We start from the raw sequence: 13236 nt of genomic DNA, 5'->3' as shown, positions 1-13236 counted from the left end.
GCTGTGACTTTGCAAAACACTAAAGGTAGAAACTCGACAGGATACAATGATAATATTCTTGGTAATTTCAGACAATGGTGGCAAACTAATACTGACTTAAAAGAATTGCAGAATGTTTATAATGCTTCGGGAGGTAAAAACATTACTTGGAACTGGGCTGATCCTAGTTCACCAGAAGGATTAGTGCCTGCATATTGGGATAATCCATATTTTACTCGTTACCAAAATTATTCTTCAGATAGTAGAACACGTTTGTTTAGTTATGCATCTCTTAATTATAAAATTACAGATTGGTTAAGTGCAATGGGACGCGTGTCATTAGATACTTATAAAGAACTTCAAGAAGAAAGAAGAGCTGTAGGTTCTATTGCTTCAGGTTTTGGATTGTCTCCAGTTGATGAAAATTCTGGTTATCAAAGAAATGATAATAATTTTCAAGAAGTTAACTATGACTTCATGTTGAATTTTAATAAAAAATTTGGAGAAGATATTAGCTTGACGGGAGTATTGGGAGCAAACCTACGAAGAGATGATAGAGAAAGTGTTCTTTCATCAACAATTGGGGGTCTAGTTACTCCAGGAATTTACGCATTATCAAACTCTAGATATGCTTTACCTTTTCCGCAAGAATCAAAATACACAAAACAAGTAAACGGAGTCTACGCTCAAGGGTCTTTAGGATATAAAGATACTTACTTTTTGGACGCTTCTGTTAGACGTGATGCTTCTTCAACACTTCCAAGTGGAAATAATTCGTATGTATATCCTGCTGTTTCAGGGTCTGTTTTGTTTTCAAATTTGATGAAACAAGAGTGGTTGAATTTGGGGAAATTTAGAATGAATTATGCTGAAGTAGGAAATGATGCAGATGCTTTGCAACTTAGAAATACTTATGTAAGAAGTTCAAATTTTGATAATCAATCGATGTACACTTTGCCAAACATCAATAAAAATCCAAATCTAAAACCAGAAAGAACCAAATCTTTTGAGGTAGGTCTTGAAACTAGTATGCTTAACAGACGATTGGGATTTGATGTTACTTATTATAAAACAAATTCTGTAGATCAAATTGTTTCTCTTTGCGGTTTCTTCTGTATCTGGTTATACTAATGCAATAGTAAATGGTGGAAATATTGAGAATAAAGGTTTAGAGGTTCAAATAACAGGAACACCTATTAAAACAAAAGATTTTAATTGGGATGTTACTTTAAACTGGTCTAATAACAGAAGTAAAGTTATTTCATTACCAGGAGGAATTGAAAATTTACAGTTAGCTAGTTTTCAAGGTGGTGTTACAACCAATGCAACACTTAATGAAGCATACGGAAGTATAAAAGGAACCGATTATGTTTATACAAATGGCCAGCCAACAATAGATCAAAAAACGGGTAAATATATGATTACCACAACATCTGATAATACAATAGGAAATGTTACTCCAGATTGGATTGGCGGTTTGAGAAATAGATTTACTTATAAAAATGTTTCATTTAGTTTTTTAATTGACACACAAAAAGGAGGAGATATTTTTTCTTTAGATATGTATTATGGTCTGGCTACGGGATTGTATAAAGAAACTGCCGCTGGAGATATTCGTGAAAAAGGTATTTTAAATCCAGGAGTTGCTCCTGATGGTACTCCAAATAAAGTAATGTCACAAAATCCAGGAATTTACTCTAATAATTATGGTTATTTAGCAGAGCCTGCAAAAGCATTTGTATATGATGCTTCTTATGTAAAATTAAGAGAAGTTTCAATTTCGTATAATTTTCCTAAGAGCATGTTTGAAGGAACATTTGTCAATTCTGCAACTTTTAGTTTGCTAGGATCTAATTTATGGATCATAAGTAAACATTTGCCTTATGCTGATCCAGAAAGTGGATTGTCTTCTGGAAATAATTCTAGAGGCTATTCTGTTGGTTCATTGCCAACTACGAGAGATATAGGCTTCAATTTGACATTTAAATTTTAATACAATATCATGAAAAAAATAGTTTATTTTTTAAGTGTTTTAGCACTTACAAGTTCTTGTAGTGACTTGACTGACTTAAATGTGGATAAAAAAATCCTTCAGAAGTTCCGGCTTTTTCCCTTTTTACTAGTGCAGAAAAAGGTATTGCAGAACAAGTTGTAAATACTAGCGTTAATAAAAATATATTTAGACTTGTAAATCAGCAATGGACAGAAACCACTTATATTGATGAATCGGTTTATCAATGGACAACAAGAAATATTTCAGGCAATCACTGGAATGCTTATTTTGCTGGTACAACAACTAACGACGGATCTTTGTATGATTTAGTAATGGCAAAATCATCTATAGAAAAAGAAGTGATTTTAGATTCTGATCCTGAGTTTGCGGCTAAGACTGCTACTAAAAAAATCAGCTTGCTTTAATTGATATTTTAACGGTCTATTCATACCAAATTTTAGTTGATACATTTGGTGATATTCCGTATTCTGAAGCATTTAAAGGCTCTGGGAATTATCTTCCAAAATATGATAAAGCTGTAGATATCTACAAAGATTTGATTGTTCGAATAGACGAAAGTATTAAAAACATTAAGCCTGGATATGCTCGCTTTCGGGAGTGCCGATGTTATTTATGGGGACAATATGACTTCTTGGATCAAATTTGCAAATAGTGTTAAATTAAAACTAGGAATAAATCTGAAAGCTTCTGGTTTGGAAAGTGCCATTGCAGATGCGGCGATTCTTTCTGCTTCAAAAAATGTGCTTTCGTCAAATGCTGACAATGCAAAAATATCGTATGAAACGAATGTACCTAATACTAATCCGCTTTATGTTGATTTGGTTTTTGGAGGAAGACATGATTTCGTGCCTGCTAAGCCATTTGTAGATGCATTGGTAGCTAAAAATGATCCTAGAACAAAGGCATATTTTGCACAAAATTTACAGGATGAAAACGGAAATCCTTTGCCATATAAAGGTGGTGTTATTGGAGTTAAAAATAGTTTTGGAAAATTTACTCATATAAATGATAACATTCAAGCGCCAGATTTTAAAGGAACCTACTTGGATTATGCTGAAGTAGAATTTTTATTAGCCGAAGCCGCTGAGAGAGGAATAGCTATTGACGGAAGTGCAGAATTACATTACAATAATGCGATTAAAGCTTCGATGCAAGATTGGGGAATATCTACGACAGAAGCCAATGCATATTTATCACAGCCTTCAGTAGCTTATACATCAGCAACTGGAACTTGGCAACAAAAAATTGGTGAGCAGGCTTGGTATGCAATGTTTAATAGAGGATTTGAAGGTTGGACTTTTACAAGACGATTAAATTTCCCAGCACTCGTGCCTCCAACAAATGCTGATGCAATTGCAAACGGACAAATTCCATCAAGAATGGCATATCCAATTAGAGAGCAAACTTTGAATGTTACAAATTATAATGCCGCAGACAAATGCTATTGGTGGTGATAAATTATACACAAAATTATTCTGGGATAAAGATTAATTTAGTATTTATAGTTTAAATTATAAATTAAAGCTCCAGGGCCGTCTGAATCAAATTTCAGGCGGTTTTTTGTTTTAATAATCATTGTTTTTTGTAAAAATAAATGTCTTATATCATTTTTTTTAAATAATTATATTTTTAAGTTAATTCTTACTTTTTAAATGATATTTAACGAAATATTAATTAAAAGTATTTTTTATTTAACATAAAAAGTTAATATTTAAAATCAAATTTGTAGTATAAATACTAAAATATAAGTATAAATGGTTAGTTAATTCTTGTTAAAATTATTTTAAATTTTTAAGTTGCACCCAAATAACTCAAAAAAAAATAATGAAACAAAAAATTGTAAGAATGATGTTGTTGTTTTTGGTAACAGGAATGCAATTGATTTTTGCACAGGAAAGAAAAGTTTCGGGTGTCATTTCAGATGCTTCAGGTCCAATTCCAGGAGCAAATGTTATGGTAAAAGGAACAAATAATGGGGCACAATCTGATTTTGATGGTAAATACACAATTAAAGCCAAGACAGGAGATGTTTTAATATTTTCTTATGTGGGAATGAAAGATAATGCGATAACAGTTGGTCCGGCTTCTGTTATTAATGTGAAATTACAAGAAGAAGGAAAAGAATTGGATGAGGTTGTAGTAGTTGCATATGGTACAGCAAAAAAACTTCATATGTTGGTTCAGCTTCTCAAATTAAATCTGAACAGCTTGAAAATAGACCTTTGACAAATGCACTTTCTGTTTTAGAAGGTTCAACATCAGGAGTTCAAATTCAGAGTTCAGCCGGTCAGCCTGGCGCGGCTCCGGAAGTTCGAATTCGTGGTTTTAGTTCTATCAATGGATCAAATACGCCATTATATATTGTAGATGGTGTTCCTTATGCGGGAGATATCAGTAATTTGAATTCAAGTGATATCGAAAGTTTGTCTGTGTTAAAAGATGCTTCATCAACATCTCTTTATGGTTCAAAAGCGGCAAATGGGGTAATTATTATTACAACAAAATCAGGAAAATCACAAAAAGATAAATTCTCACTTAATTTAAGCACAGGTATGACTTCTCGATCAATTAAAGATTATAAGAGGGTAAATGCTTTGGATTATTATCCTTTAGAATGGGAAGCAATCAGGAATAGCCGTCCAATGGGCAATCAATCAGAAATTGATGCGGCAAATATTTATGCATCAGCTAGAGTTCCAGTTGTATTGGTAACAAATCCATTTAATGTTCCAAATGGAAGCATAGTTGGAGCCGATGGTAAATTAAACCCTGATGCAAAATTATTATATCCGCAAGACCTAGATTGGGCTAAGCAGTTAGAAAGAGCGGGAGTTCGTAAAAATGTGGATTTCTCGTATCAAGGAAAATCTGAAAAATCAAATTATTTTGCTTCTTTAGGATATTTAGATGAAGATGGTTATATTCAAAATTCTGGTTTTCAAAGAACAACAGGAAGATTGAATCTAAATACAAGTTTAAAACAATGGTTTAAAACTGGTGTAAATATGTCGGGAACTTTAACTAATTCTAAATTAGGTACAGATGGAGTTCAAAACACAAGTTCGTTTAAAAATCCATTTAGAACTATGAGAACAATGGGGCCAATCTATCCAGTTTTTGACCACACTGCAAATGGAGATTATGTATTAGATGAAAATGGTAATCGTGTATATTCAACTGTACGTGCTTCTGGAGCTTCTAATGGACGTAATGTTGTTTATGAAACGCTTAACGATACTGATGTAGTAAAAGGATTGGCGCTTTCAGCTAGAACATTCTTTGAAATTTCTTTTACTAAAGATTTAAAATTCACTACAAATGCTTCTATTGACAAAACATATTCAAATAGAACATATTCTTATAATACTGAAATTGGTGACGGAGCTCCAACAGGATTAATGGGTAAAGATGATAAAATTTTAACTGGAATTACATACAATCAGTTATTGAATTATTCTAAGAAAATTGGTGATCATTCTTTTAATGCTTTATTAGGTCATGAAAGTTTTGATTATGAAAGAAATTGGACAAGTAGTAGCAAAATGGGGCAAGTAGCACCAAATATTATTGAATATGTTAATTATGCTACAACAACAGGATTAACTTCTTATACAAGAAATTATGCAACAGAATCTTTCTTCTCAAGAGTTGGGTATGATTATATGAATAAATACATTTTTTCTGCATCATTAAGAAGAGATGGGTCTTCAAAATTTGCTGAAAATAATCGTTGGGGTAACTTCTGGTCATTAGGTGGAGCTTGGGTGCTTTCTAAAGAAAATTTCCTTAAGAATCAATCTTGGATAGATGATTTAAAATTAAGAGTATCGATAGGGCAAGTTGGAAATGACTCGCACACTATAAGTGATACTAATGATTATGGTACAAAAATAAATGGTTTAAACTATTACGTAAGCCAGCCTACTTTTAGTTTGGGTAATGATAATGGAAGTGAGGGAGGTATTTTAACTTATGCAGTCACTGCTCCAGATTTAAAATGGGAGGTTAATACTCAAAAAGATCTTGCGTTAGAATTCTCATTATTTAAAAGCAGATTAAAAGGAAGTGTAGAATATTATAACAGAAATACTGATGGACTAATTTTTTCAGTTCCTAATCCATTGTCTTCTGGTTTAGATTATAGAATTGAAAATATTGGTTCTATGGTTAATAAAGGATTTGAAGTAGGTTTAGATGGTGCGATTATCAAAACAAAAGATTTTTCTTGGAACTTAAATATTAACGCTTCAACTATTAATAATAAAATTACAGATCTTCCTCAAGGAGAAATTATTGATGGAACTAAAAAACTTTCAGTAGGTCATTCAATCTATGATTACTGGTTAAGAGATTGGTATGGTGTTGATCCAGCTGATGGATATGCTTTATTTGTAGCAGATCCAAAATTTGTTAATCCGAGTGATTCTTCTATGCGAGTTGTAAATGGTGTAAATGTTACAACTGACCAAAATAAAGCAATGTATCATTATGCTGGTTCAGCTATTCCAGATTTGTTTGGAAGTTTTGGAAATACATTCAAATACAAGGGGCTTCAGTTAAATGTAGTATGTGCTTATCAAATTGGAGGTCAAATGTACGATACCAACTATGCAGTTTTAATGCATACTGGAAATAATTATGGATCAGCTTTAAGTACAGATGTCTTTAGAAGATGGCAAAAACCAGGTGATATTACTGATGTGCCTAGATTAGATATTAATAGAAATACTGCACCTTCATCAGCTTCGGACAGATGGTTAATAGGTTCAGACTATTTATCATTGAGACAAATTAACTTATCTTATAAAGTACCTTCTGAGTTTATTTCAAGATTCGAAATTGATAATGCTTCAGTTTATTTAAACGGCGAAAATTTAATGTTGTTTACGAAGCGTCAAGGAATGGATCCTACTCAAACTTTTGATGGTACAACTCAAAACAGATACATACCTTCAAGAGTAATATCATTAGGATTGAATTTAAATTTTTAACATTATGAAATCGAAATATATTAAATTAATATTCGCAGTTATAGCGATAGCTGTTTTTGGCTCTTGTTCGGATGATTTTTTAGATAAAAAACCAACAGAATTTGTTGATTATGAAGGAGCAACGGCAACAACAGAAAACCTAATGACGCTTTTGAATGGTATTCATAGATCATTATATATTAGTTATGAAGATCAAAGTCAAGCAGGTTTAGGAGGATTAATGCAACAAACTGACATTGCAGGTGATGATGTGGTTTTTCCAATTACAAACGGCTGGTTTTTGTCAGTATATAATTGGAGTGCAATGAATAACGAAAATTCGACAGAATTGCGTTTTGCTTATAGAACATATTATAGAATTATAAGAAATGCAAACACAATAATAAATGCTACAGATGCTCGCTACTGGAAGTATTGCCGATAAAAAAATGTAAAAGGACAAGCTTTGCTTTATAGAGCATTTTGCAATTATCAATTAGTGCAGTTATTCGGGAAAAGATACGAAAATGGAATTACTAATTCTCAACTTGGCGTGCCAATTATTTTGACGGTTGGCGATGAGAGTAATCCTCGTTCAACGGTTGAAGAAGTTTATAATCAAATTAATAAGGATCTTGATGAAGCAAATGTTTTATTAGTTGATTATAAAAAGCCAAATAATTCGCATTTAGATTTAAGAGTTGCACAAGGTTTAAAGGCTAGAGTGGCTTTGACCCAAGGAAATTGGTCAATTGCGGCAGAATATGCGAATAAAGCTAGAAATGGAAAAACGTTAATGTCAATGGCAGAATATGCATCAGGCTTTAATGATTATAACAATAAAGAATGGATGTGGGGAAGTCATGTTAATGAAGTTCAAACTCAATCTTTTGGTAATTTCGGTGCCTACATGTCTAGAAATTTTAGTTCGACAGTTATTCGTTCTTGCCCAAAAGCTATTAATAGCAAACTATATAATATGATTCCTGAAAGCGACGTTCGTTCTACGATATTTGATAAAACAGGAAAGCATGTTGCTTTAGAGCTTCCTTCAAATTTTTCTAAGTTTCCTTACACAAGTCAGAAATTTTTAGCTGTAAGTACTGGAGATAGTAGATGCGATATTCCTTACATGCGCGGCTGCTGAAATGTACTTAATAGAAGCAGAAGCAAAAGCAAGACTTGGAAATGCAGATGCGACAAATATTCTTTTTGACTTTGAAAAAACTAGAAATCCATCTTATACTTTGTCAACAAATACAGGACAAGCTTTAGTTGATGAAATTTTGCTTCAAAGAAGAATTGAATTATGGGGAGAAGGATTTAGATTTTATGATTTAAAACGTACAAATTCTTCACTTGACAGAACTGGTGCAAACCATGATTCAGGAATTACAAATGGAGTTATGAATGTTGCTCCTAAAGATAAAAGATGGCAATGGCTGATTCCAAGAGCAGAAATCAATGCTAACCCCTAATCGAACAAAACGAATTATAATCAATGATTCAAAATAAATTCATTATATCGTTTTACTATTTTAATTAGTAAAACACTATTAATGAAAAAAATATTTAAGTATAAACCGTCTAATATTTTAGACGGTTTTTTTATAAGTAAAAAAGCCGGAAGTTTCTAAACTTCCGGCTTTTTTTACAACTAACATAAACAATTTTATTTTTTAACGAACTTGTCGATAATTGCATCAGATTCTGCTTTTGTAGCATCTGGTTTTAAATCAAATAAGAGAGAATACAAAGCTTTACGATCAACTTTTGCCTCTAGGTTTAAATCTATACGTCTGTCAAAAAGAGTTTGCCATTTATCGCGAACGTTTTTCCAAAGAATTTTATTTGTTGCCCACCATTTTTGGGCAAGCAACACATTTAGAATCTGGAACTTTAGTGTAAACATCAAATCCTTTTTCTTGCGCTAAAAGAACATCTTTTCCAGCGTCATCACGAACTAATTTGTCATTGTCTTGCTCATGATTCCATCCTGTAGAAGTGATTTCGTGTATGTTTCTTCTTTTAAAACATTATAGTCATTACGTTTTGTTTGCTCTCTTCTAGGAAGCGGCGCATCAGCAACATTTGCCCAATAATCGTTTCCGTCAACATGTACCCAAGTTGATGATCCTTCGTAACGTGGACTATCATCTACTTGATATACTTTTTGAGTCCATTGTCCTTTAACGGCTTTTTTGTCTAGTTTTTTATATTTCCAAGAAGTGCCTTTGTCAAAAGAATATAAGTCTGTGTTTTCATAAAGCCAATCTTGTCTCCAGTGTTTGATAATCATATCATCGCTCACAATCAATAAATGCTGCATTACAATTTTGTTTGGAGTGTCTTCTAGCAATTCAACCCATTCTAAAGCAGATTCATGTTTAGTTTCTGATGGCTTATAAGTAAGAGAATCTTTAGGGTATGAAAACGTTTCTGTGAAATTGAATTTTACTTCGTAGCAACCGCACATTGATTTTATTGATTTAATGTCTTGTTGTTTTTTGTCCTGACTGAAGCCAAGAGCACAAGTCAAAGCCATTACGGCCGTTAAATAGAGGCTTTTTGTAATCATAACTTATTGTTTTGTTTTAAAATTTTTTGCAAATATATATAATTTATTTAGAACAAATAAAAATAGTTTATATATTTGCGCCATTATTAAGACTGAATAAAAATAATGAAAATTAAAATTACCCTTTTTGCTGGACTTCTTTTTTGTGCTTATTCTTTTGCTCAGCAAAAAGATAGTATTGTATCTCAGGAAAAACTTTCTGAGGTTGTTGTAACAGGACAGCTGGAGCCACAATCGATTAAGAAATCGGTTTTTAATGTTCGTGTGATTTCTAAAGAAGATATCAAGCAATTAGCGACAAATAATCTTTCAGATGTTTTAAATCAATATTTGAACATCACCATTCAAAATAGTGGAAGCGACGGGCGTTCGACGGTTTCGATGTTTGGATTAGATTCACAGTATTTCAAAATTTTAGTAGACAATATTCCATTAGTAAGTGATACAGGAATGGGAACTAATGTTGATTTAACGCAGGTAAATCTTGACGATGTAGAGCGTATCGAGATTATTGAAGGTTCAATGGGAGTGACTCATGGAGCGAATGCTGTCAGCGGGATTTTAAATATTATCACAAAAAAAGGCGGACCTCACAAATGGGATATCAGCGCAACGGTTCAGGAAGAAACAGTTGGAAATGAATATTCACTTACTGATAAAGGTCGACATATTCAGTCTGCAAAAGTTGGACATAATTTTAATGATAACTGGTTCATTAATGTTGGCGGAAACCACAATAATTTTGAAGGTTTTTATAATGATAAACAAGGAAAAGATTACAGCATTAACGATGGTTTAAGAGGATATAGCTGGCTTCCGAAAGAGCAATGGGTTGGAAACGCCATGTTGGGATATCAAAAATCTAATTTTAAGATTTTTTACAAGTTTGATTACTACGGAGAAAATGTAGATTATTATAGTCCAATTTTAGTTCCTCAAGATAATTATCCTTTTCCTGAAACTTATTTTGCAAGAGATAAACGATATCTGACAAATCGTTTTTACCACCATTTGAATGCAAACGGAAAACTTTTTTCGCAACTAAATTTTAATGTTTCTTTATCTCATCAAAAGCAAGAACGTGATGCTGAATTGTTTGATTATCAATTAGAAACAGGGGAAGAGTCTAATGATAACAGATTTACGTATCAGTCTAAAGAAGTTCTTTATTCTACAGGAACTTTAAGCAACTTCTTTAACAATAAAAAGGTTGATTTTCAATTGGGTTATGAGATCACGAATGAAAATGGTTTTTATAGCGGAGCCGCAGGAACTTTTCTAGATGATGTTCTTCAATCTGTTGATGTTAGAAAGAGATTAGAAAATTACGACATTTTTACTGTTGCCGAAATTAGCTTATCAGATAAATTCTCGATTCGTCCAGGACTTCGATACTCGATTCAAACTGCTTTTAAAGATCAATATGCTAGTTCTTTAGGATTAAGATATCTTTTCAAAAAAGGGTTGGAAGCAAGAGCTTCACTTGGGAAATCATACCGTACACCAAATTTTGATGAACTCTACACTTATTTTGTTGATTCTAATCATAATGTACAAGGAAACCCGAACCTTGTTCCAGAAAATAGTACTTCTTATGAAGTGAGTTTTAAAAGACTTTGCAATTTTAAGTCAGGCGCACAGGTTGCTAATAATGTAGCAGTGACTTTCTTAGATGTTGATGACAGAATTGATATGGTATTGACGCAAATTATGCCTTCGAAATACAAATACATCAATATTAATAAATATAAAATGTGGAATATTTCGACAACCGAACAATTTGCATATAAAAATTGGAATTTGAAAGTGGGAGCGGCTTTAGTTGGAATTTCTCAAAAACTTGATCTGGCTGAATTGAATATTACTTCAGATGATAAATACTTGTATTCACTACAGTTGAATTCTAGTATTTCATATAATATTCCGAAATGGAACACGCTATTTGCTCTTTATTATAAATATAATGGACAACAGCAACAGTATGCTCGCAGGAACTGATGGAAACGGTAATGCTCGCATTTTATTTAAACAAAATAAATCCTTATAGCTGGATGGACGCTTCGGTTCGAAAAAATTTCTTTAGCAATAAATTTGAAGTGACCGTTGGGGCGCGCAACCTGTTCAATGTTACGAATGTGCAAATTACACAAGGTGGCGGATCAACTGGTGGCACACATGGTGGCGGTGTCTCAGATATGATGCTTGGCTATGGGCGCTCTTATTTTCTTAAACTTACGTATAACCTAAATTTTAATTAATATATAAATACCATGAAAAAGAACTTTGCTTTAATTCTTTCTTTCGTCTTACTAGCTTTTACAGCTTGTAATAATGACGACGATCAACACGGAGATGTTGCTGTTGCATTTCCTGAAGCATCATACAACTTGACAAGTGACGCTACACCAGTTCAAATAAAATTCTCTAAAGCGGCTCCTGTTGCTGGTACAATTACGCTTGATATTACTGAAACTGCAGTCGCTTATACTACAGATTATACTACAAGCCCTACGGCGACTTCAAAAAAACTTGTTGTTCCTTTTGCACAAGGAGCAACTTCGGTTGAATTTACTTTTAATAAAATTAAAAATGCAACTGGAACTGAAGTTAAAAATGTTGTTTTCACTATCTCAGGAACTTCAATGGGTGCTCAAATTTCGGGAAACAAAACGATTCAGTTGAACTTTAACGAAGCGGCTTCTTTAGGTACTGCATTAGCGCCGGAAGTTGGTGGTCCATTACAGCCAAATCAAGTATATGTTGATTTGAGCAGCCGGAAAAATGACAACAGCAGTAAGAAATTCATGGGATTTAGGATTCTATTCTGGTTCTGATTTTAGAGTAGTATTGAATAGTTCTGTGAAAATGGCGGCTAAACAATTAACAACTACTAATATTGATGAAGTTCAGGTTACTGATGAAACTATGATTATTTCTCAAGGAACTGGAATTGCTACTCAAATTGATGATCCAACTGGGGATATTACAAAAACAACAATTGCGGCAGTTTCTGTTACTGATGCTGATAACAAAGTATACTTGCTTTACTTAGGTAATAAACCTGTTGCTACTGCACCTGCTTTAGGAAAGGAAGGTGCTGTTGGTGGTGATGCAAGAGGATGGAAAAAAATTAGAGTTTTAAGAAGCGGAAGCGACTATAAAGTTCAATATGCTGATATCACATCTACTACTCACGAAGAAATTGTGATTTCTAAAAATAGCGCTTATAATTTTACATTCTTAAGCTTAATTGATAAAAAAGTAGTGAGCGTTGAACCACAAAAAAATCAGTGGGATCTTAACTTTACAACTTTTATAAACATTATTCCTGGAACGACTCCAACTCCATATTTCTACCCAGATTTCGTTACTAGCAACTTAAATGGTAATGCAAAAGCATACCAAGTTCTTACTTCTGCATTTACTTATGAGGCTTTTACATTAGCAAATGTTGACAATACTAAATTTACTGCAGATCAAAGAAATATTGGTTCAAACTGGAGAGGTACTAGTGTTACAGGTGCTGACGGAATTCCAGTTTCTCAGTTTGTATTAAGAACTGACCGTTTCTTTGTAATTAAAGATCCAGCAGGAAATGTTTATAAATTGAAATTTACAGGTGGTGCAAAAGCTGATTTAGAAAGAGGTCATCCATCATTCCAATACACTCTTTTAAAATAAAATGATTTTTTATA

At 32.9% G+C, this 13236-nt stretch carries 13 protein-coding genes and 2 pseudogenes; 14 read left to right on the top strand and 1 reads right to left on the bottom strand.

Features of this window, described 5'->3' with window-relative positions:
* Positions 1 to 3 precede the first annotated feature (3 nt).
* The 10 genes and pseudogenes from ACQ9BO_RS25555 (at position 4) to ACQ9BO_RS25510 (ending at position 8441) form a co-directional block, all read left to right on the top strand.
* Positions 4 to 1110: a TonB-dependent receptor domain-containing protein gene (locus tag ACQ9BO_RS25555; RefSeq protein ID WP_431242991.1), complete on the top strand. Its 1107-nt coding sequence runs from the start codon at positions 4 to 6 to the stop codon at positions 1108 to 1110.
* A complete protein-coding gene (locus ACQ9BO_RS25550; RefSeq protein WP_431242990.1) occupies positions 1070 to 1972 on the top strand; it encodes a hypothetical protein in 903 nt (300 codons plus the stop codon). The genes ACQ9BO_RS25555 and ACQ9BO_RS25550 overlap by 41 nt, the downstream gene beginning before the upstream one ends.
* 104 nt (positions 1973 to 2076) lie before the next feature.
* Positions 2077 to 2397, top strand: a pseudogene (locus tag ACQ9BO_RS25545) (SusD/RagB family nutrient-binding outer membrane lipoprotein); the annotation flags it as partial.
* A complete protein-coding gene (locus ACQ9BO_RS25540) occupies positions 2397 to 2645 on the top strand; it encodes a SusD/RagB family nutrient-binding outer membrane lipoprotein (protein ID WP_431245209.1) in 249 nt (82 codons plus the stop codon). The pseudogene ACQ9BO_RS25545 and the gene ACQ9BO_RS25540, both read left to right, overlap by 1 nt.
* Positions 2575 to 3447 carry a SusD/RagB family nutrient-binding outer membrane lipoprotein gene (locus tag ACQ9BO_RS25535; RefSeq protein ID WP_431242989.1) on the top strand — a complete coding sequence of 291 codons (873 nt, stop codon included), beginning with the start codon at positions 2575 to 2577 and terminating at the stop codon, positions 3445 to 3447. The genes ACQ9BO_RS25540 and ACQ9BO_RS25535 overlap by 71 nt, the downstream gene beginning before the upstream one ends.
* Before the next feature lie 370 nt (positions 3448 to 3817).
* Positions 3818 to 4219, top strand: coding sequence for a carboxypeptidase-like regulatory domain-containing protein (locus tag ACQ9BO_RS25530; RefSeq protein WP_431242988.1), 402 nt, complete (start codon positions 3818 to 3820; stop codon positions 4217 to 4219).
* Positions 4141 to 6984: a SusC/RagA family TonB-linked outer membrane protein gene (locus ACQ9BO_RS25525; protein ID WP_431245208.1), complete on the top strand. Its 2844-nt coding sequence runs from the start codon at positions 4141 to 4143 to the stop codon at positions 6982 to 6984. The genes ACQ9BO_RS25530 and ACQ9BO_RS25525 overlap by 79 nt, the downstream gene beginning before the upstream one ends.
* Before the next feature lie 4 nt (positions 6985 to 6988).
* Entirely contained in the window at positions 6989 to 7408 is a 420-nt protein-coding gene (locus tag ACQ9BO_RS25520) for a hypothetical protein (protein WP_431242987.1), read from the top strand.
* 21 nt (positions 7409 to 7429) lie between these two features.
* Entirely contained in the window at positions 7430 to 8110 is a 681-nt protein-coding gene (locus ACQ9BO_RS25515; protein ID WP_431242986.1) for a RagB/SusD family nutrient uptake outer membrane protein, read from the top strand.
* A 1-nt stretch (position 8111) separates the two neighbouring features.
* The gene (locus ACQ9BO_RS25510; protein ID WP_431242985.1) at positions 8112 to 8441 is read left to right on the top strand and encodes a RagB/SusD family nutrient uptake outer membrane protein; all 330 of its coding nucleotides are present in this window, start codon (positions 8112 to 8114) and stop codon (positions 8439 to 8441) included.
* A 194-nt stretch (positions 8442 to 8635) separates the two neighbouring features.
* Here the strand turns inward: ACQ9BO_RS25510 and ACQ9BO_RS25505 are convergent.
* Positions 8636 to 9541: pseudogene (locus ACQ9BO_RS25505) on the bottom strand (DUF6607 family protein).
* A 105-nt stretch (positions 9542 to 9646) separates the two neighbouring features.
* Between ACQ9BO_RS25505 and ACQ9BO_RS25500 the strand changes: the two are divergent.
* Genes ACQ9BO_RS25500 through ACQ9BO_RS25485 form a run of 4 tightly spaced genes read left to right on the top strand, consistent with a single transcriptional unit; the run spans position 9647 to position 13222 of the window.
* Positions 9647 to 11539 (top strand): TonB-dependent receptor plug domain-containing protein, encoded by a 1893-nt coding sequence (locus tag ACQ9BO_RS25500; RefSeq protein ID WP_431242984.1) that lies wholly within the window; start codon positions 9647 to 9649, stop codon positions 11537 to 11539.
* An 11-nt stretch (positions 11540 to 11550) separates the two neighbouring features.
* Positions 11551 to 11799, top strand: coding sequence for a hypothetical protein (locus ACQ9BO_RS25495; RefSeq protein ID WP_431242983.1), 249 nt, complete (start codon positions 11551 to 11553; stop codon positions 11797 to 11799).
* Between the two features lie 12 nt (positions 11800 to 11811).
* The gene (locus ACQ9BO_RS25490) at positions 11812 to 12375 is read left to right on the top strand and encodes a hypothetical protein (RefSeq protein ID WP_431242982.1); all 564 of its coding nucleotides are present in this window, start codon (positions 11812 to 11814) and stop codon (positions 12373 to 12375) included.
* Positions 12323 to 13222, top strand: a complete 900-nt coding sequence (locus tag ACQ9BO_RS25485; RefSeq protein ID WP_431242981.1) for an HmuY family protein — start codon at positions 12323 to 12325, stop codon at positions 13220 to 13222. The genes ACQ9BO_RS25490 and ACQ9BO_RS25485 overlap by 53 nt, the downstream gene beginning before the upstream one ends.
* Positions 13223 to 13236: the final 14 nt, after the last annotated feature.

Source organism: Flavobacterium sp. P21 (assembly GCF_050632225.1).
Lineage (GTDB): Bacteria > Bacteroidota > Bacteroidia > Flavobacteriales > Flavobacteriaceae > Flavobacterium.
Note: the sequence above shows the minus strand (reverse complement) of the source record. Positions and strands in the feature narration are given on the sequence as shown.

Bases quoted from the DNA above. Each gene is read 5' to 3' on its own strand.
- ACQ9BO_RS25535 (WP_431242989.1), top strand. From the start codon at position 2,575: ATGCTCGCTTTCGGGAGTGCCGATGTTATTTATGGGGACAATATGACT.
- ACQ9BO_RS25530 (WP_431242988.1), top strand. From the start codon at position 3,818: ATGAAACAAAAAATTGTAAGAATGATGTTGTTGTTTTTGGTAACAGGA.
- ACQ9BO_RS25520 (WP_431242987.1), top strand. From the start codon at position 6,989: ATGAAATCGAAATATATTAAATTAATATTCGCAGTTATAGCGATAGCT.
- ACQ9BO_RS25510 (WP_431242985.1), top strand. From the start codon at position 8,112: ATGTACTTAATAGAAGCAGAAGCAAAAGCAAGACTTGGAAATGCAGAT.
- ACQ9BO_RS25500 (WP_431242984.1), top strand. From the start codon at position 9,647: ATGAAAATTAAAATTACCCTTTTTGCTGGACTTCTTTTTTGTGCTTAT.
- ACQ9BO_RS25495 (WP_431242983.1), top strand. From the start codon at position 11,551: ATGCTCGCATTTTATTTAAACAAAATAAATCCTTATAGCTGGATGGAC.
- ACQ9BO_RS25490 (WP_431242982.1), top strand. From the start codon at position 11,812: ATGAAAAAGAACTTTGCTTTAATTCTTTCTTTCGTCTTACTAGCTTTT.
- ACQ9BO_RS25485 (WP_431242981.1), top strand. From the start codon at position 12,323: ATGACAACAGCAGTAAGAAATTCATGGGATTTAGGATTCTATTCTGGT.